We start from the raw sequence: 17,849 nt of genomic DNA, 5'->3' as shown, positions 1-17,849 counted from the left end.
CCTCCGCCCCCCCTTCACCCGGCACCCCCGCCTGAGTAGCATCCCCCGCATGAGCAGGCTCGTCGTCTCCGTCCTCACCTCGCTCGACGGCCGCTTCGAGGGGCCCGGGCACGACCTCTCGGCGCTGCCGTTCGAGGACGCGTTCAACGACCACAACCTCGAGCTGCTGCGCCGCGCGGGCACGCTCGTCTACGGCGGCGGCTGGTTCCGTGACAACTGGGACAGCTGGAGCGCCGTCGCCGCGGACGGGACGGCGGGCGAGCGGGAACACGAGACGGCGCGGCTGGTCACGTCGCTCGACGCGCTGGTGATCAGCGACTCCCTGGCTCTCGACCCGGAGGCGCCGTGGGCCGCCACCACGCGGATCGTGCCACGGGAGCAGGGTCCGGCCGAGATCGGACGGCTCAAGCAGGGCGACGGGGGCGACCTGCTGATGTTCGGCAGTGGCACCACCTGGAATCCGCTCCTCGCGCAGGGCCTGGTGGACGAACTGATCGTCCTCGTCGGCGCCGGACTCGCGGGCGGCGGGACGCCGCTCTACTCCGGGGCGCCGCAGCACGGCCTGCGCCTCCTCGACGCGACGGTTCTGCCGGGCTCTGAGCTGGTGCGGCTCCGCTACGACGCGAGCGGGGCCGGCGGGCGCTGAGCGGGACCTGCCGACGCGCGAGGACGCCGGCGGACCTGCGCCCTTCGAGCCGTCGAGGCGCTCGCCTCCGCCGGGGTGCGCACGACCTCGGCTGAGACAGGGCGGCCTCCCTCAGGAGCCGGCGCCCCCTCCCGTCAGCTGACGTCGTGGGCGCGAGGCGCAGGGGCCGCCCCGGACAGCGAGCGGTCGCCCGGCGCTGCAGGCCTGCGGAGTGCCCCGGCGCACAGCCGGACCCCCAGAACGACGCTCGTCACGCCTCCCGCCAGCAGCCCGGCACACACCGCGGTCCAGATCGTCATGCTCGAACTCGGCACGGCGTGCAGCCCGAAGACGAGCCCCGCTCCGCTGTCGACCAGCGCGGCCGCGACCAGTGGGATCGTGAGCGCCGAGCTCTTCTCGGCGGCGGTCCACGACGAGCTCCACAGGACCAGAACGGCGCCGATCGGCCAGCCGATTCCGGGGATCAGCAGCCAGCCGAAGGCGAAGACCAGGGAGGCCGCGACCGCGAACCACCGACGGGCGAGAATCCCCCGCACATTTCCGTGCTGAACTCCGGCCTGGACCTGATCAGACATGCGTCGGAGCCTACGGAGACGGACGGGACCGCGGCACGAACTGGCGCAGGGCCTCCGCGCACCGGCACACGGCGCGGCGAGAATCGCGTCTGTGGCGCAGCGAACGCGCCACCGTACTCCGAAGCCTTGGCCGCCTGTGCACGCCATCAGTACCTTGTCACGCAATGTTCCACCCGGAACAAGAAACGGAGACACTCATGTCTGGATTCAGATCCAAGCTGATGGCGGGGATCGCCGTCCTCGCACTCGCTCTCACCGGAGCCGCGCCTGCGAGCGCGAGCACGGAAGCCGAGCACTCGGAGGTCGTCATCGCCCGCGAGTTCCTCTCGGAGTACGGCGTTCCCTCCGAGACGCAGGACGACCTGGTCGAGGCGTACCTCGCCGGCGAGGCGTGGGACTCGCTGTCGAGCGCTAACCCGACCGTGAAGGTGGTCGAGGAGAAGCGTCCTGATGGCGATTACACGATCTCCACCTATGAGGACGGATCCGTCAGTGTCGTCCGCATCGGAGGAGAAGGTGCCGACGTGAAGACGCGCGGCATCAGCGAGTGCTCCGTGAGCGGGTCCGCGCGGAACGGCTGCAAGATCGACACCTGGGTCGGACTGGTGAGCATGAGCTTCTACACCTCCTACAACCTGTCGAGCAACACGGTGACCGCCAACCCGTGGGGCCCGGCCTGGACGATCGGGGGAGCCTGTGGCTCGTCGCTCAACTACCTCGGCCGACCGCTCGCCAACCGCGCGCAGATGCTCATCAACGCGCAGATGTGCGGCGTCCCCTACAACACGACCTTCGAGTTGCGCCTGACGGTCTCCGGAGGAGCCGCGACGGTGAGCTGGAGCTGACGAGCAGAGCTCATCCGGCTCACTCCAACGCGCTGTGCGCCCGCCGCGTCCTCACGAAGCGGGCGCACAGGCGCGTCCCGAGAACAAGGCTGGTGCCACCCCCGACCAGCCACGCACCAGCCAGGACCGTCCACGTCGTCATACCGGAACTCGGCATCGCCGACAGCCAGTAGTAGAGCCCGATCGCCCCGCCGACCACCACGGCAGCGACGACGGGGATCACCAGCGCCCCCCTCTTCTCCGAGACGGTCCAGGACGAGCAGAGGAGAATCGCGACGGCGCCGAGGAGCCAGCCGAATCCGGGAATCACCAGCCAGCCGAAGGCGAAGACCAGCGAGGCGACGACGGCGAACCAGGGGCGGTCGAAGATCGGCCCGCCGCCCCCAGCGAGCGATCCGCCGGCGGCCTGCGCGATCCGAGAGGGACTTCCCAGTTCAGCGATCCGCTCACGGGCGGCATCGTCGTCGAGGCCGTCCAGCTCTTCGCCGATCCCGCTCCAGATCTCACTCCGGAGGTCGGCGGGCACGCCGGACAATGCGATCCTCAGCTCCTCGAGGTAGCGCGCCGCCGCCGGCGATGTCGTCGTGCTCATGACGTTCCCCTTCCGATCGTCTCGTTCACCTGCCCGACGAAGGACGGCCACTCCGCCCTGAACCGCCCGAGCTCGACCTTCCCCACGTCGGTCAACGAGTAGTACTTCCGAGCCGGACCCTGCGTACTCGGCACGACGACTGCGGTGATCGAGCCTCGGTCCCGCAGCCGACCCAGGAGTGGGTACAGGGTGCCGATGCTCCCAATCACACCGACCTCCTGCAAGCGCGTGGACAGTTCCCACCCGTACATGGGAACGGTGTCGAGCAGCCCCAGGATGCAGAACTCGGCTACGCCCTTTCGAAGCTGTGCTCCGACTCCATCTATCATGCGTGACAGCATACGGGTATGCCCGGAGTGGCGCCATACGACCGCGACGTCGGCGCGGTCGAGCCGAGCCCCGTCTGACCTCGGCACCGAGAGCGCCGCGACACTCCCGCGCAGCCGACGATCCATCCGGTCGCCCCGAAGCGGTCAGTGGCGCAGAGGTTCCGCTCCCCGGCAACGTCCGCCGTGCCGATGGCCGGCAGGGGAGGAGCCGGATCGACGACCACGTCGCCTCCCTCCCCGCGGTCGACCGCGTCTTCCTGGTCGGCGCGGGCAGATCGCTGATGGGCGTCCAGGCCGCTCAGTACCTGCTCGACACGGCCGCGATCACGCCCGCCGCCTCCTACAACTCGGACGAGTTCTTCTTCCGCGCGCCCGCCTCGGTCGGCCCCGGCGCCCTCGTCGTCGTGCTCTCGGGCACCGGCGAGACCCCCGAGACCGTGCGGGCCGGCGAGTGGGCGCAGGAGCGCGGCGCCGCCGTGGTCGGAGTGACCCTCAAGCAGGAGGGACCGCTCACGCTCGCCCTCGACACCGCCTTCGTCGCGCAGACCGGTCAGGGCACGCAGCTCGTGCTGCAGCTGCTCGCGCTCACGGTCCTGCGCCGCGACGGGGTGGACGTGACGGATCGGCTCGAGGCGCTGCGCGCCCTGCCGTCCGCAATGGTCGCAGGAGCCGGGCCGGAGGCGACGCGACCGGCGTCGGCGGACCCGACCCCGCATCACGCCACGCGCCGACGCCTCAGCCCGCGCGCCTCACCGCGCGCTCACCAGCCCTCGGGCCCCGCGCTCCCCGCCTCGTACTCGTCCAGTGGAGCGTCGCCCGCGGCCCAGGCGGAGAGCACCGGAGTGATGATGCGCCAGCACTGCTCGGCCACGTCGCCCGGGACCGAGAGCAGGGTGTCGCCCTGCAGGATCCCGGCGAGGACCTGCGCGTAGGGGTCGAGTGTGGCCGCGCCGGGCTGCGCCGTCAGGGTGGTGCGCTCGAGGTCGGTCAGCTCGTCGGCGCTGTTCACGACCAGGTCGAGGCTGACGTCGCCGCCCTTGAGGCCGATCCGGAGGACCGTCCCGGCGTCGCCCTCGGCCGCCTGCAGGCCGCGCGGGGGCGTGGCGGCGCGGAAGTGGATCGCCACCTCCCGGCGCGGGTCGCCGATCGCCTTGCCGGAGCGGAGGACGAAGGGGACGCCCGCCCAGCGCGGGGTGTCGACCTGGAGCAGCAGCTGCGCGAGGGTCTCGGTGCCGGTCTCGGGGTCGACGTCGGGCTCGTCGACGTAGGAGGGGAAGAAGCGGCCGTCGACGCGGCCCTCGGTGTAGCGGGCGCGGCGGGCGGAGGAGGGGTCGTCGCGCCAGAGCCGCACGGCGCCCAGCACCTCGGCCATGCGCGCGTGGACCTCGTCGGGCGCGACCTCGTCGGGGCGCTCCATCGTGGTCAGCGCGAGCACCATCAGGAGGTGGCTCTGCAGCATGTCGCGCAGCGCGCCGGTCTTCTCGTAGAAGGCCGCGCGGCCCTCGATGCCGAGCGTCTCGTCGTAGACGATCTCGACCTTCTCGATCCACTCGGCGCTCCAGCTCGCCTCGAGCATGCTGTTGCCGAAGCGCAGGCCCAGCATCCCGAGCACGGTCGCGTTGCCGAGGAAGTGGTCGATGCGCCAGAGGCGGCTCTCGGGGAGGACCTTCGCGAACGCCGCGTTGAGGGCGATCGCGTCGTCGAGGTCCTCGCCGAACGGCTTCTCGATGGCGACGACCAGCTCCTCGGGGAGGTCGAGCTCGGCGAGCGAGGCGGCGACCTTGTGCCCCATCGCCGGCGGCAGGGCGACGTAGAGCACCGGAGTCGACGGGCAGGCGTCGAGGAGGGCCTTCAGCTGCTCCGGGTCGGAGGCGTCGGTGGCGACGAAGCGCGCGCGCGACGCGAGGGCCTCGACCGTGTGCGCGGCGACTCCGGCCGCCTCGAGGCTGCGGCGGACGAGGCCCTGCCACTCCTCGTCGGTCTGGGGCGTGCGCGCCGCCCCGATCAGCGTGAGCTCGAGGTCGCGCGCGAGCTCGGCCACCCGGCCCAGGCCCGGCAGCAGCAGCCGCTCGGTGAGGTCGCCGCCCGCTCCGAGGATCGCGATGCTCCGCCGCTCGCTCCCCAGTGCCGCGGCCTCGGGGATTCCGATCTGCTCCGTCATGGTGTCTCCCTCGTAGCCGTCATGAGTCAGCGGCCACAGTACGCGCCGGGCCCTGGCGCGAGGCCGGGAGCCGGGAGGGGTTGAGGAAGCGGGCGCGGAGTGGCAGGGCGGCGCGGTCGGGAGCGAGAGAGCTGGACAACCTCCGCTGAGACGCGGCCTGCCGTGTCGGGGCAGGGACCCCCCTTCTCAGCCGACGTCGGGCCGCGACCCACGACGCCCGGCCCGCCGCAGCCGTCCCGCACAGCACGTCATCCCTCTCCGGTGCCGTCCGGCGGTACCCTGCCCGCATGCGCCTGCGCCAGGTCGTCCTCGACACGGAGGACGCCCGCGCCCTCTCCGCCTTCTACCTCGCCCTGCTCGGCGGCGAGTACCGCCCCGGCGACGAGCCGCCCGCGGACGGCTCGGACGACGAGGCGGAGTGGGTCGCGATCGTCACCGCCGACGGCGCGAAGCTCACGTTCCAGCGAGTGGCCGCCCTGCCGCGCGCGACCTGGCCGGAGGGGCCCGTCCCGCAGCAGCTGCACCTCGACTTCATGGTCGCGGACGCCGACGAGCTCGACCGGCAGAAGACCCGGGCGCTCGCCCTCGGCGCCGAGCTGATCGAGGACAGGAGCGACGACCCGGAGGAGGCGCTCCACGTCCTCGCCGATCCGGCCGGCCACCCGTTCTGCGTCTTCGTCGCGCCCGACTACCCGGCGGAATAGGGGCGCGCGGCTTCAGCGAGTCGCACGCGTCGGATCACATGCCGGTGATCGTGACCGTCGTCGTCGCGGCGATCACCGCGGCTCCCGTGACGCTCGCGGCGGTTCCCGCGAGGACGGCGGCGGCAGCCGGCCCTGCCCAGTGCTGCGCCGCGAGCGACCGGATCGCCTGCCGGTCCGGGATGCCGGGCCTCGGCGAGAGCGCTCCGGCCGCGTCGAGCAGGCCGATGAGCGCCGCGTCCGACGGCAGGGGCGCCGTCCGAGCCGCGAGGACCTCGGCGACCCGGATCCGCAGCCGCTCGTCCTCCGCCGGCTCCACGGCGGCGACCCGCTCGAGGAGGGCGGCATGCAGCTCCCTCCGAGTGAGGCGGGCGATCCACCAGGAGACGCTGCGCGGTGCTCGCTCCGCTGCGATCCACCCGAGTGCCCCGTCGAGCACGGCGTCCCCGAGCGCGGATCGCTCCGGCCCGAGGGCGACGACTCCGGCGTCCACCTCGACGCGCCGCCGGAGGGAGAGCTCCGCGAGGACGGAGGCGGCCAGGACGGTGTCGAGGGCGCCCGACGAAGCCGCGGGCCGCCCGTCGCTCCGCCGCAGCAGGAGGAGGAGAGCGACGGGGAGGGGCGGCTGCGCGGCTCCGGGGGGCGCAGCTGCCGGCGGGGTGGTGGGAGCGGGCTGTTCCGAGGAGTTCCGTGTCGAGTCGGCCATCCCTCGAGCCTGACTCCCGACCCGTCGAGTCCGCATCCGCCGGGCGACGGGTCCTCCGTCGTCCGACCGATCGACCGGCCGGACCCGCCCGAGAGCCGAGGTCGCGCCCCGAAGCGGACCGCTCCTCCGCCACATCGGGCGTCAGACCACCCCCGCCGCCGTCCCCGACACGATCAGGTCGGCGCGGTCGCGGGTGGCCTCGATCAGCAGCGCGTTCCGCCCGTCGACCTCGGAGGCCCAGGCGGAGGCCGCCTCGGGGGCGCGGCCGAAGGAGACGTGGCGGTCGACCAGGCGCTCGAAGCGCTCGGTCTCGGGAGTCGCGCAGAACCAGGCCTCGTCGAACTCGGCGCGCAGCAGCGCCCACGGGCCCTCGTCGACAAGGAGGTAGTTGCCCTCCAGCACCACGAGCGACGCCGAGGGGTGCACGGCCAGCGCGCTGGCCACTCCCTCGTCGACGGTCCGCTCAAAGGTGGGCGCGTAGACGACGTGGTCGGTCTCGGCGCGGAGCCTCCGCACCAGGGCGAGGAAGCCCCAGCCGTCGAACGTGTCGAGGGCGCCCTTGCGATCGTGGCGGCCGAGCTCGTCGAGCGTGGCGTTGGCGAGGTGGAAGCCGTCCATCGGCACGAAGGCGGCGGTCCCCTCCCCCGCGAGCTCGTTCGCGCGGGCGACCACGGCCCGGGCGAGCGTGGTCTTGCCGGCCCCGGGGCTGCCGGCGATCGCGACGATCGCGCGGCGGCCCGGCGAGGTCAGCGCGAGCGCGCGCCCGGCCAGCTCGTCGAGGCCGGGCCGCACCGCGTCGGGCGCGACCTCGGTCTCAGGCCTCGCCACGGCTGCTCTCCAGCGCGTTCACCAGGAAGCCGTGGGCGTGGCGGGCGAGCGCGGGGCCGTCGTTCCAGAGGTTCCGCCACACGGCCAGGTCGTTCGAGAGGGTCGGCGAGACGACGGCCGACGAGAACGACTCGAAGGTGATGGGTCCGCGGTAGTCGATCGCGGCGAGGGCGTGGAAGAACGTCGTGAAGTCGAGGTGGCCGCTGCCGAGGTAGCCGCGGTGGTTCTCTCCGATGTGGACATACCCGAGACGATCCCCGACCAGCAGCACCGGGCGGAAGAAGTCGTCCTCCTCGATGTTCATGTGGTACGTGTCCAGGTGGATCAGGACGTTGTCGGCGCCGATGTCGTCGGCGAGGCGCAGGGCGTCCGCGGCGGTGTTGATGACGTTGGTCTCGTATCGGTTGCAGATCTCGAGGCCGAGGGTCATGCCCTTCGTCGAGGCCTCGGCGGCGAGGTCGGTCAGCACCGAGACGACGTTCGCGCGGCCGGCGGCCGAGAGGGGCGCGCTGTACTTGCCGAGCGCGCTGTAGAGGGCGCCGGTGAAGTGGGTGCCGCCGAGCGCGTGGGTGGTCTCGAGGGAGTCGGCGAGCAGCTTCGCGCCGCGGGCCACCACCTCCGGGTCGTCGCTGGAGACGTCGGCCGAGAAGGCGAGGCCGCGCGAGCAGACGATGCCGAGGTCGTTCGCCTCGAGGGCGGCGCGGGCGGAGGCGGTGTCGAGGTTCTGCACGTCGTGCAGCGAGAGCTCCAGCAGGTCGAATCCGGCCGCCTTGGTCTGCTCGATCGTCGCGGTCACTTCGTCGGGGGTGGTGCCGCCGGCGAAGACGAGGGCGTGCACTCCGAGAGGGTTCGTGGTCATGGTGGTGCTCCTTGGTTCGAGAGGTTCAGGGGCGGCGTCGGGCCGCGGGGTCGGTGTCGAGCAGGTCCGCGAGGAACGCGTGGCCGGAGGTCGCGAGGGCGACGGGGTCGTGCCAGAGCTCGCGCCAGAGGCCCATGCCCTCGGCCGAGGCCGGGGGCTGGACGGCGGGCGAGAAGCTCTCGAGGGTGAGCGGACCGCGGTAGCCGGAGTCGGCGAGCGCCGCCGCGAGCCCGGTCCAGTCGGTGCTCCCGGTGCCCAGCTCTCCGCGGTGGTTCTCGGAGGCGTGGAGGTAGCCGAGCAGGTCGCCGGCGTCGCGGACGGCGCTCGCGAGGTCGACCTCCTCGAGGTGGGCGTGGAACGTGTCGAGATGCAGGAGCACGTTCGGCGCGTCGAGCTCGCGGAGGAACGCGGCGGTCTGGGCGGCCGTGTTCAGCAGGTTGCTCTCGTAGCGATTCACGTACTCCGCTCCGACGACGACGCCGGCGGGAGCGGCGGCCGCGGCGACCCTCCGCAGCACGTCGAGCGAGCGCGAGCGGGCAGCCGCGTCGGCCGCGTGCTCGTACTTGCGCATGGCCGAGTAGGTGACTCCGCCGACGTACCGCGCGCCGATCGCCTCCGCGAACCGCACGGCCGCCAGCAGCCGCTCCTCGCCGCGGCCGGCCGTGGCCTGGTCGGTGATGTCGGAGTCGGCGTCCAGCGCGAGCGAGACGACCGCGTCGATCCCGTGCTCGTCGAGCAGGTCGGCGGTCCATGCGGAGGCGTCGGGGTCGTCGGGCGCCGGGATCTCGATCAGGTCGAAGCCGATCGAGGCGGCGGCGCCGATCGCGCGGCGCCCCGACTCCGGCGTCCAGTCGCCGACGAGCAGGCCCGCGTGGACCCCGATCGGCGACGAGCGCTCCGTGCTCCCGCGGTGCAGGAACTCGGGGTGCATCAGGCGGCCTTCGCGCCCGTGATCAGCGAGACGAGCTCGTCGCCGCTGGTCTCGGCGGTGCGGCGGCCGGCGACGGCGAGGCCCGCGCGCATCACCCACACCTGGTCGCTCAGGCGCATCACCTGGTCGAAGTTGTGGCTGATCAGCAGCACGGCCACTCCGGCGTCGCGCAGCTTGAGGATGATCTTCTCGACGCGCGCCGTCTCCTGGACGCCGAGCGCCGCGGTCGGCTCGTCCATGATCACGATCTTGCTGCCCCAGCCCGCGGCCCGGGCGATCGCGACCGCCTGGCGCTGGCCGCCCGAGAGGCGTCGGACCTTGCTGGTGACCGGCGGGACGTTCACGGCGAGGTCGCCGAGAAGCTCCTGGGCCGTCTTCTTCATCTGCGTCCGGTCGAGGAACCGCACCCCGGGCACGCCCTTGGTGAGCTCGCGGCCGAGGAAGAAGTTCTGCCACACGGTCAGGTCCTCGACCAGGGCGAGGGTCTGGTGCACCGTCTCGATGCCGCCGTCCCGCGCGCCGAGCGGAGTGGTGAAGTGCACCACGTCGCCGTCGAGGGTGATGGTGCCGGAGTCGGCGGGGTGCACCCCGGAGAGGCAGCGGACGAGGGTGGACTTGCCCGCGCCGTTGTCGCCGATCAGGGCGGTGATCTCGCCGCGGCGCATCGACATCGACGCTCCCTTGAGAGCGTGGACGCCGCCGAAGGACTTCTTGATGTCCCGCGCTTCGAGCAGGATGTCGCTGGTCATGGCTGGGCTCACTTCTTCTGGTAGCGGGTGATGAGGGCGGCGAGCACGACCACCAGGCCGACGGCGAGGGGCTGGTAGAACTGCGAGACGCCGAGCAGGGTCAGGCCGTTGGTCAGCGCGGTCAGGAGGAACGCTCCGATGATCGGGCCGACGATCTTGGCCTTGCCGCCGGTGAGGCTCACTCCGCCGAGCACGACGGCCGCGATGGAGTTGAGCAGGTACTGCGTGTTGATGGCCGGCTCCGCGGCGCCGACGCGGGCGACGAGGAGGAGCGAGCCGACTCCGGCGAGGACGGCGGCGATGATGTACACCGCGATGCGCACGCGTCCGGCCTTGATGCCGTTGGCGACCGCGCTCTCCTCGTTGCCGCCGACCGCCTGCACGTGCAGGCCGAAGCGGGTTCGGAACATGACGACCCAGGCGACGACTCCGATGACCGCGGCCAGGATGATCGGGTAGCCGATGATCCCGATCGAGCCGGTGGTGAGGCGGAGCAGCTCGGGGCTGCCGACCGTGATCGGCTTGCCGTCGGAGACGATCAGCGCGAGGCCGGTCGCCACCGAGAGCGTGCCCAGTGTCGCGATGAAGTCGGTGACCTTGCCCTTCGCGATCAGGAAGCCGTTGATCACTCCGATCAGCCCCGCGAAGAGCAGGGCCGCGAGCGCCGACAGCCAGAAGCCCCAGCCGGCGCTCCAGCCGATGCCGAAGCCGACCGCTCCGACGGTCATCGTCGCCGAGATCGAGAGGTCGATGCCGCCGGTGGTGATGACGAAGGACTGGCCGATCGAGAGGATGACCAGGATCGCGGCGGCGACGAGCATCGCCTTGATGTTGCCGAGGCTGAGGAACGTCGGCGTCGCGATCGAGAACACGATCACCAGGGCGACGAGCCCGATCGGTGCGGCGTTCTCGGCCCAGAAGCTGAGCTGACGGAGGTTCGCCAGCAGCGGGGAGGCGCTGGCCGGGGGTCGGGCGGTGACTGAGGTCATGGTCGCTTCCTGGGTTGCCATGGGCGGGAGGTCCTACTTGCTGGGGACGAGCGCGGCGAGCGGGTTGTCGAACTCCTCGAACGGCTGGGGGAAGGCGCCGAGGGCCTGCTCCGCGGTCTCGGAGGTCACGAGTGCGGTGGGCGACTCGATCTCGGCGGGGATCTCCTCGCCGGCGCCGACGGCCTCGCACGCCTGCACGCCGAGCTGGCCGATCGCGTAGGGGTACTGGGCGACGGTGGCGGTGAGGCCGCCGTCCTTCACGGACTGCAGCGCGTCCTCGTTGCCGTCGACGCTGACCACCTGGACGGAGCCGGTGAGGCCCGCGTTCTCGACGGCCTTGACGATGCCGAGGCCCATGTCGTCGTTCGCGGCGAAGAACGCCTTCACGTCGGGGTTCGCGGCGAGGATGTCGGTCGCCTTGGTCAGCGCGACCTCGCGCTTCCAGTCGGCCGCGGCCTCCTGGACGACGGTGAGGTCGGAGCCGATCGCGGCGGTGAAGCCGTCGACGCGGGCGGCGCTGGTGACGTCTCCCGAGACTCCGCCGATGACGGCGACCTCGGAGCCGGCGGGCAGCTGCTGCAGGAGGAAGTCGCCGGCCTTGCCGCCCGCGGCCTCGTTGTCGGTGCCGATGTAGGTGGTGACGTCGAGGTTCGCGGCCTCGACCGCGTCGGGGTCGAGCGGGCTGTCGATGTTGACGATCGTCTTGCCGGTGGCGGAGGCGAGGGCCTGCACCAGGTTCGTGCCGCTGATCGGGTTGACGATCAGGCAGCCGAAGTCCTGGCCGGCGACCGTGGTGAGCTTGTCGGCCTGGCCGGTGGTGTCGCCGATGTCGGCGGCGGCCTGCACCGAGACGTCCACGGAGTCGTCCTTCGCGGTGTCCTCGATGCCGTTCTCCATCGCCTGGAAGAAGGGGTTGTCGAGGCCCTTGATGACCGCGGCGACCTTGGTCGATCCGGAGCCGCCGGCGGCCGTGTCGCCACCCGAGGCGCAGCCGGTGAGGAGGAGTGCGAGGGCGCCGACCGGTGCGAGAACCGGGAGGAGGCGGCGTGCTGTGCGGTTCATCGTCATCCTTGAGGATCAGTGGCACCACTGCGTGCCGGTGTGTGAAAACTACCGGGGCTTTCGCGTTACCGCAATACGAAAGTCGGGGAACTTCAGGTTTCCCGTCGGCAGGCATGTACGCTGACCGTGACAAGAGGGGGAGCGATGACGGGGTACTCCACCGGCGAGGCCGGTTCGCACGTGGCCGACGTCCTCGCGCTGTTCCGCGAGCAGGGCGAGATCTCGCGCAACGCGGTGATGGAGCAGACGGGGCTCTCCCGCTCCACCGTCAACCAGCGCCTCGCGACCCTCGTGGAGCTCGGCCTGATCGCCCCCACCACCGGCGGCGAGTCGACCGGCGGGCGCCCCTCGAGCATGTTCGCGATGAACCTGGTCGGCACGGTGTTCCTCACCGCCGACATCGGGGCGAGCGGATTCGTCGCCGCCGCCTGCGACCTGCGCGGCACCCCCCTCCGGCACGAGAGCGGCGTCGTCGACGTCTGGGAGGGACCGGACGCCGTGCTCTCGCTGGTGATCGCCGCGTTCGAGCGGCTGCAGCAGGGCGACGCGGTCGCCGGCATCGGCGTCGGAGTCCCGGGGCCGGTCGAGTTCGCCGCCGGGCGCGTGCGCAATCCGCCGATCATGACCGGCTGGGACGACTTCGACATAGCCGGCTACTTCGCCCAGCCGTACGAGGGCGTGCAGGTCGTCATCGAGAACGACGCGAACGCCCGCGCCCTCGCCGAGTCGCGCCACCACGGCTCCGACAACCTGATCAGCCTGAAGCTCGGCACCGGCATCGGCTCGGGCCTCGTCTTCAACGGAGCGACGATCCGCGGAGCCGTCGGCGCGGCCGGCGACATCGGCCACACCCGCGCGGTCACGGGCACGGTCGACGCGGATCCGCTGCCCTGCCGCTGCGGCAACGCCGGCTGCGTGGAGGCGTATGCGAGCGGCTGGGCCCTCGTCCGCGACCTCTCGGCCGACGACCCCTCGATCAAGCACGTCGCCGACGTCACGGCCCGCGTGCTCCGCGGCGACATGCGCGCCACCCAGGCGGTGCGCCAGGCCGGCCGCGTCCTCGGCGAGGCGGTCGCCGACCTCGTCAACATCCTCAACCCGCGGACCATCGTGATCTCGGGCCAGCTCGGCGACTGCGGCGAGGTGCTGATGTCGGGCCTGCGCGAGCGCGTCTACCTGCGCACCCACCCGCTCGCCACGCGGCACCTGACCATCCACACGTCGGACCTGGGCGAGCTGGCGGGCGTGATCGGCCTCGCCCTGACGACCGCCGACCAGGTCTTCAGCCGCGAGCGCTTCGACCGCGAGGCGAGCGCCGAGAGCCCCCGCGCGGCGGCCGCCGCGAGCTGAGCGGGAGCGGGTTCAGTGACGCAGGGTCGCGGTGATCCGGCAGAGCACCTGGACGTGGGACGGGGCCTCGGGGTTCACCTTCTCGGCGACCGCCTCGACCTCCCATCCGGACGCCATGAGCGCGGCGACCTCACCGCACAGCCAGTCCGGCACCCATCCGATCCGCTCGCCGGACACCGAGGCCACCTCGTAGGCCTCCGGGTTGCGGAGGTTCGAGGCGTCGGGCACGAGGACCAGCCCGTCGCCCTGCTCGAGAGGCAGCACCGGAAGCGGGAGCTCGGCCCGATGGCGGACTCCCGCCACGAAGAAACGACTGATGAGGGTCTGCGCGGTGCGGAGAGGCTTCTCCACGACATGGAAGGTGTCGGTCGCTCGCGCCGCGCCGGTCCGGACCATGATCTCGACGGGGAGGTCGGGGGACGCCGCCTCGAGACCGAGCCACCCCAGGTACTCCTCGTACGAGCCGCGCTCGGACGACATCACCCTGTTGGCGAAGAACGGCGGAAGGGACGAGCTCCGGTACTCCGCGTCCACACGGGGGAACTCCGCGAGCGGGAAGAAGTCCTCGTCGGCGACAGCCGCCGGCTCGTACCGGAAGAGGAAGCCGTCGACCCCGACGGACAGCACCGCCGCGCGGAGGAACCGGCGAGTACGAGGGTTCTGCCAGACGAGCAGCAGCTCGCGGACACCAGGGGTCGGACGCGGCGCCGGTCGATCAACGAGGAGAGTCATCGAGGATCCTCCTCCGTGTCGCTGCCAGCAGTCCTTCCGTGAAACTAGCGCACGTCTCCGACATCAGGGTCGGAGGAACCGCCGCGAGGACCTCGCGGACCGCAGAGGGATCGACCGCTCGGAGCCGAGCAGGCCAGAACGCCTGCGCCTCCGGAAAGGCCGCCGCGAGGGCCTCCGCTGCGAGGTCGACCAGCAGCGGTCTTCCGGCGAAATGGTGACTCCTTCCTCTCCGCACCCACCGGTCGAAGAGAGCCTCATCGGCGAGGCAGGCGGCGCGCTTCTCCTCGGTCTCCTGGAACCCGAGGGCGTTGCCGTGATCGAACGAGGGCGAGAGGGTCCGATGACCGCGTCCGGCGATGACGGCCCGGTTCTCGTCGTGTCGATCCCGTCCAGCTACCCAGGCATCGAACAGCAGGTAGCCCGCCCACACGTCGAAACCGCTCAGTCCGGCGACGGCGTCGAAGCCTGCAGGAGCGTCGACGCCGTCGAGAGCACGTCTCACCGCATCGACGGTGTAGCGGTCGTTGGGCCGCCTCCGAGCGTGGTCGTAGTGGCGATCGGAGTGGCGCAGCAGGCTGTTCCCGATCTCGAGGCTCTGGATCTGCTCGCGCTCGATGACGTTCCTCGACATGATTCCGCGCCGACCGCCCACCGTCGCAGGTCGGATCTCCGCGCACGGGACGTCGAGCATCCGCGCGAGATGGAACGACACCCTCCGCCCAGTCCTCACCGCGGGTCTCGTCTCCTCGCTGGCGGGCGAACTTGAAGAGCCACAGATCGCCGTCGGCGACGAGCCAGAACTTCTCCTTCGTCCCCATCGGCTCGTCCGACCACCCCTCGTCGAAGGCGCGCTCGATGGTCGTCGACTCCCACTTCGGCTGCATCCGGTCACGGTAGCCCGCGTGCTGCCGGCCGCGGCGGTCCTGTCGCGTCTCGCGGCCGCGACCCCCTCCGCCCCGCGCACTGTTACGCCCGGCGACGAAGGGTTACGCCGGGCGACGCGGGCCGGGACGGGCGGGCCCGCGGTGCTCCATCATCGTGTCCGGGACGACGCGGAGAGGCCGCGGCCGCCCGACCCGTCCGAAGGAACGCGATGATCCGGCTCGAGCAGCTCAGCAAGTCGTACGGTCCGGCGACCGTGCTCGACCGCCTCGACTTCTCGGTCGCGACCGGCGAGATCTTCGCCGTCGTCGGCCCGAGCGGCGCGGGCAAGAGCACGCTCGCCGCCTGCGTGAACCTCCTCGAGCGGCCCACCTCGGGCACGGTCGTCGTCAACGGGGAGGCGCTCTCGCAGCTCTCGGAGGAGCGGCTGCGCGTCGCCCGCCGTCGCATCGGCACGGTCTTCCAGTCCGACGGACTCTTCAGCCGCCGCACGGCCGAGCAGAACGTGGCCCTGCCGTTGGAGTACCTCGGCGTCACCGCCGCCGAGACGAAGCGCCGCGTTGCGGAGCTCCTCGAGCGCGTCGGCCTCTCGGACCGCGCGCGCTACTACCCGCACCAGCTCTCCGGTGGTCAGCGCCAGCGCGTCGGCATCGCCCGCGCGCTCGCCCTCCGCCCCTCGGTGCTGCTCTCGGACGAGGCGACCTCGGGCCTCGACCCCGCCTCGACCACCGCGATCACCACGCTCCTGAAGGAGCTGCGCGACGACCTGGGCCTCTCGATCCTCTTCATCACCCACGAGATGGAAACGGTGCGCCAGGTGGCCGACTCCGTCGCCCGCCTCGACCACGGCCGCATCGTGGAGTCGGGGCGCCTCGTCGACCTGCTGCGCGACCCCGCGTCCCCGCTCGGCCTCGCCCTCAACCCGGTGCGCCCCTCCGTCGCGCCCGGCCCGGGTCTGGGCGAATGGGTGGTGGGCTACTCCCGCTCCGGAGTGCCGACCGACTGGGTCACCCGGCTCGCGGAGGCGGTCGGCCCCGTCTCGCTGCTCGGCGCGGCGATCGAGACGGTGGACGGGCAGGCGGTCGGCCACGCGACGATCGGGCTCGGCCCGGTCGACGAGGCGCGGCTCACCCGTGCGGCGGCCGAGCTCGGCCTGTCGGTCCGGCCCGCCGGCGTGCGCGTCCTCGCCGAGGAGGTGGCGGCATGATCCTCCACCTCGACAACAAGGTCCCGCTCGAGCAGATCCCCGCGCTGGTGCTGCCGGCGCTCGGCGAGACGCTGATCATGGTCGGCATCGTCATGGCGATCGTGGTGCTGGTCGGCGTGCCGCTGGGCGCTCTCGTGCACAACCTCGCTCCGGGCGGCCTGGCCGAGAACCGGGCCGCCCACCAGGTGCTCAGCGCCGTCATCAGCGTCGGCCGCTCGCTGCCGTTCCTCATCCTGATGGCGTCGATCATGCCGTTCACGCGCCTGATCACCGGCACCAACATCGGGATCGCGGCCGCCGTCGTGCCGATGTCGATCGCGGGGATCGCCTTCTTCACCCGGATCGTCGAGAACGCGCTGCGCAGCGTGCCGCTCTCGCTCACCCGCGTCGCCCGCGCCTCCGGAGCGTCGCGGCTGCAGGTGGTGCGGACCGCCCAGCTGAGCGAGGCGGTTCCGCAGATCATCGGCGGCCTGACGATCAACACCATCGCGATGATCGAGTACTCGGCGATCGCCGGCACGATCGGCGCCGGGGGCATCGGCTACGTCGCGGTGACCTACGGCTACCAGCGCTTCGACACCACCGTCATGCTCGCCACCATCGTGATCCTGGTCGCCACCGTCGCGACCGTGCAGCTCACCGGCGACGCCCTCGTCCGCGCGACCACGCCCGGCGCCTCCCGCTCGCGGCGAGCGCCCCGGGTCGCGGCCGCCGTCTAGAACCACCACTCCTCCTCCTGCGCCCTCGGGCGCCCCTCCCGCGCGCCCGCGCACCCCCTCTTCGAAAGGCACCGCCATGTCCACTCCCGACGACCTCGGATTCGATCTCACGAAGAAGCGCCGCTGGCCCTGGATCGCCGGAGCGGCCGTCGTCGTGGTCGGCGTCGCCTCCGCGATCGCCGTCCCGCTCCTCTCCCCCGCCGTCTCGGCCAACGAGCAGGAGGGAGCGACGCTCTACGTCGCGACCGCCGAGGGCAATGCCTCCGAGCAGGCCCTGGTCGACTTCGTCGCGAAGGAGGTGGCGCCGCGCTACGGCATCACCGTCGCCTTCAAGGGGCTCTCGGACAGCAACACCATCAACCGCGCGGTGAGCGAGGGCGAGGTCGCGGCCACGGTCTACCAGCACAAGCTCTGGCTGGGACAGGTGCTCGAGGCCAACCCCGACTTCGAGGAGGAGGCGGCCACCCCCGTCTTCCGCTGGGGCTTCGGGCTCTGGAGCGACAAGTACTCCGACGTCTCCGAGATCCCCGACGGCGGCACGGTCTCGCTCTACTCCGACCCCGCCAACGAGGCGCAGGGCCTCTGGCTGCTGCAGAACGCCGGCCTGATCACGCTGAAGCCGGGCACGGAGCCGGGCACCGCGACCCAGGACGACATCGCCGAGAACCCGAAGAACCTGCAGTTCACGCTGCTCGACTTCGCCGCCCAGTCGCGCGCGCTGCCGGACCTCGACGCGGCCGTCGGCTACACCGAGTACTACCTCGCCGCCGGCATCCCGATCGAGCAGCAGATCTTCGCCCCGCAGGCCCCCGACGACTTCGCCGGGCAGCTCACCATCGGCTCGAAGTACCGCGACACCGAGAACGTGAAGAAGCTCGTCCAGGCCTTCCAGGACCCGGCCGTGCAGGAGTTCCTCGCCACGGACGAGACGGTGAAGGGGATCCTGCTGCCGATCGACGGCTGAGCAGGGCCGGAGCGACGGGGTC

21 protein-coding genes and 1 pseudogene are annotated in these 17,849 nt (G+C 71.9%); 9 read left to right on the top strand and 13 right to left on the bottom strand.

Annotated features, from left to right (window positions below):
• Window positions 1–49: 49 nt before the first annotated feature.
• Window positions 50–646, top strand: a complete 597-nt coding sequence (locus C5C29_RS07540) for a dihydrofolate reductase family protein (protein WP_104308179.1) — start codon at window positions 50–52, stop codon at window positions 644–646.
• Between the two features lie 134 nt (window positions 647–780).
• On the opposite strand, the gene C5C29_RS07535 is transcribed toward C5C29_RS07540, so the two are convergent.
• Window positions 781–1,221, bottom strand: coding sequence for a hypothetical protein (locus C5C29_RS07535; protein ID WP_146083467.1), 441 nt, complete (start codon window positions 1,219–1,221; stop codon window positions 781–783).
• A 197-nt stretch (window positions 1,222–1,418) separates the two neighbouring features.
• On the opposite strand from C5C29_RS07535, the gene C5C29_RS07530 reads away from it, so the two are divergent.
• On the top strand, window positions 1,419–2,066 hold the full coding sequence (locus C5C29_RS07530) for a hypothetical protein (protein ID WP_146076483.1): 648 nt from the start codon (window positions 1,419–1,421) through the stop codon (window positions 2,064–2,066).
• Window positions 2,067–2,085: 19 nt separating this feature from the next.
• Here C5C29_RS07530 and C5C29_RS07525 read toward each other — a convergent pair whose 3' ends face one another.
• Both C5C29_RS07525 and C5C29_RS07520 read right to left on the bottom strand, forming a co-directional pair.
• Window positions 2,086–2,658, bottom strand: a complete 573-nt coding sequence (locus C5C29_RS07525) for a hypothetical protein (RefSeq protein ID WP_104223941.1) — start codon at window positions 2,656–2,658, stop codon at window positions 2,086–2,088.
• Window positions 2,655–2,987 carry a PadR family transcriptional regulator gene (locus C5C29_RS07520; protein WP_104223999.1) on the bottom strand — a complete coding sequence of 111 codons (333 nt, stop codon included), beginning with the start codon at window positions 2,985–2,987 and terminating at the stop codon, window positions 2,655–2,657. Before C5C29_RS07520 ends, C5C29_RS07525 begins: the two co-directional genes overlap by 4 nt.
• On the opposite strand from C5C29_RS07520, the pseudogene C5C29_RS17435 reads away from it, so the two are divergent.
• A pseudogene (locus C5C29_RS17435) lies at window positions 2,966–3,565 on the top strand (SIS domain-containing protein); the annotation flags it as partial. The gene C5C29_RS07520 and the pseudogene C5C29_RS17435 sit on opposite strands and share 22 nt — an antisense overlap.
• Before the next feature lie 182 nt (window positions 3,566–3,747).
• Here C5C29_RS17435 and C5C29_RS07510 read toward each other — a convergent pair.
• A complete protein-coding gene (locus C5C29_RS07510; RefSeq protein ID WP_104308176.1) occupies window positions 3,748–5,148 on the bottom strand; it encodes a glucose-6-phosphate dehydrogenase in 1,401 nt (466 codons plus the stop codon).
• A 287-nt stretch (window positions 5,149–5,435) separates the two neighbouring features.
• On the opposite strand from C5C29_RS07510, the gene C5C29_RS07505 reads away from it, so the two are divergent.
• The gene (locus C5C29_RS07505; RefSeq protein ID WP_104262559.1) at window positions 5,436–5,852 is read left to right on the top strand and encodes a VOC family protein; all 417 of its coding nucleotides are present in this window, start codon (window positions 5,436–5,438) and stop codon (window positions 5,850–5,852) included.
• A gap of 34 nt (window positions 5,853–5,886) precedes the next feature.
• Here C5C29_RS07505 and C5C29_RS07500 read toward each other — a convergent pair whose 3' ends face one another.
• The 7 genes from C5C29_RS07500 to C5C29_RS07470 all read right to left on the bottom strand — a co-directional run bounded on the left by C5C29_RS07500 (window position 5,887) and on the right by C5C29_RS07470 (window position 11,973).
• Complete coding sequence (locus C5C29_RS07500; RefSeq protein ID WP_181128779.1) at window positions 5,887–6,555, bottom strand: GPP34 family phosphoprotein; 669 nt, start codon at window positions 6,553–6,555, stop codon at window positions 5,887–5,889.
• Between the two features lie 141 nt (window positions 6,556–6,696).
• Window positions 6,697–7,383 (bottom strand): nucleoside/nucleotide kinase family protein, encoded by a 687-nt coding sequence (locus C5C29_RS07495; RefSeq protein ID WP_219813773.1) that lies wholly within the window; start codon window positions 7,381–7,383, stop codon window positions 6,697–6,699.
• Window positions 7,370–8,242, bottom strand: a complete 873-nt coding sequence (locus C5C29_RS07490; RefSeq protein WP_104225811.1) for a sugar phosphate isomerase/epimerase — start codon at window positions 8,240–8,242, stop codon at window positions 7,370–7,372. Before C5C29_RS07490 ends, C5C29_RS07495 begins: the two co-directional genes overlap by 14 nt.
• 25 nt (window positions 8,243–8,267) lie before the next feature.
• Window positions 8,268–9,173, bottom strand: coding sequence for a sugar phosphate isomerase/epimerase (locus C5C29_RS07485; RefSeq protein ID WP_104255161.1), 906 nt, complete (start codon window positions 9,171–9,173; stop codon window positions 8,268–8,270).
• On the bottom strand, window positions 9,173–9,922 hold the full coding sequence (locus C5C29_RS07480) for an ATP-binding cassette domain-containing protein (protein WP_104222715.1): 750 nt from the start codon (window positions 9,920–9,922) through the stop codon (window positions 9,173–9,175). Before C5C29_RS07480 ends, C5C29_RS07485 begins: the two co-directional genes overlap by 1 nt.
• Before the next feature lie 8 nt (window positions 9,923–9,930).
• The gene (locus tag C5C29_RS07475) at window positions 9,931–10,911 is read right to left on the bottom strand and encodes an ABC transporter permease (protein WP_104222714.1); all 981 of its coding nucleotides are present in this window, start codon (window positions 10,909–10,911) and stop codon (window positions 9,931–9,933) included.
• A gap of 33 nt (window positions 10,912–10,944) precedes the next feature.
• Window positions 10,945–11,973 carry a substrate-binding domain-containing protein gene (locus C5C29_RS07470; RefSeq protein WP_104222713.1) on the bottom strand — a complete coding sequence of 343 codons (1,029 nt, stop codon included), beginning with the start codon at window positions 11,971–11,973 and terminating at the stop codon, window positions 10,945–10,947.
• 144 nt (window positions 11,974–12,117) lie between these two features.
• On the opposite strand from C5C29_RS07470, the gene C5C29_RS07465 reads away from it, so the two are divergent.
• Window positions 12,118–13,323, top strand: coding sequence for an ROK family transcriptional regulator (locus C5C29_RS07465; protein WP_104247040.1), 1,206 nt, complete (start codon window positions 12,118–12,120; stop codon window positions 13,321–13,323).
• Between the two features lie 12 nt (window positions 13,324–13,335).
• Here the strand turns inward: C5C29_RS07465 and C5C29_RS07460 are convergent, their stop codons facing one another.
• Together C5C29_RS07460 and C5C29_RS07455 are read right to left on the bottom strand one after the other, a co-directional pair.
• Window positions 13,336–14,055: an HIRAN domain-containing protein gene (locus tag C5C29_RS07460; protein ID WP_146079454.1), complete on the bottom strand. Its 720-nt coding sequence runs from the start codon at window positions 14,053–14,055 to the stop codon at window positions 13,336–13,338.
• Window positions 14,039–14,686, bottom strand: a complete 648-nt coding sequence (locus C5C29_RS07455) for a hypothetical protein (protein ID WP_146083466.1) — start codon at window positions 14,684–14,686, stop codon at window positions 14,039–14,041. Before C5C29_RS07455 ends, C5C29_RS07460 begins: the two co-directional genes overlap by 17 nt.
• A 131-nt stretch (window positions 14,687–14,817) precedes the next feature.
• On the opposite strand from C5C29_RS07455, the gene C5C29_RS17430 reads away from it, so the two are divergent.
• The 4 genes from C5C29_RS17430 to C5C29_RS07440 all read left to right on the top strand — a co-directional run bounded on the left by C5C29_RS17430 (window position 14,818) and on the right by C5C29_RS07440 (window position 17,827).
• Entirely contained in the window at window positions 14,818–14,952 is a 135-nt protein-coding gene (locus C5C29_RS17430) for a hypothetical protein (protein WP_258063575.1), read from the top strand.
• A 196-nt stretch (window positions 14,953–15,148) separates the two neighbouring features.
• On the top strand, window positions 15,149–16,144 hold the full coding sequence (locus C5C29_RS07450) for a methionine ABC transporter ATP-binding protein (RefSeq protein WP_104222709.1): 996 nt from the start codon (window positions 15,149–15,151) through the stop codon (window positions 16,142–16,144).
• Window positions 16,141–16,863 (top strand): methionine ABC transporter permease, encoded by a 723-nt coding sequence (locus C5C29_RS07445; RefSeq protein ID WP_104222708.1) that lies wholly within the window; start codon window positions 16,141–16,143, stop codon window positions 16,861–16,863. Before C5C29_RS07450 ends, C5C29_RS07445 begins: the two co-directional genes overlap by 4 nt.
• Before the next feature lie 76 nt (window positions 16,864–16,939).
• The gene (locus C5C29_RS07440) at window positions 16,940–17,827 is read left to right on the top strand and encodes a MetQ/NlpA family ABC transporter substrate-binding protein (RefSeq protein ID WP_104308173.1); all 888 of its coding nucleotides are present in this window, start codon (window positions 16,940–16,942) and stop codon (window positions 17,825–17,827) included.
• Window positions 17,828–17,849: the final 22 nt, after the last annotated feature.

Source organism: Rathayibacter sp. AY1H2 (assembly GCF_002931985.1).
Classification (GTDB): domain Bacteria; phylum Actinomycetota; class Actinomycetes; order Actinomycetales; family Microbacteriaceae; genus Rathayibacter.
Note: the sequence above shows the minus strand (reverse complement) of the source record. Positions and strands in the feature narration are given on the sequence as shown.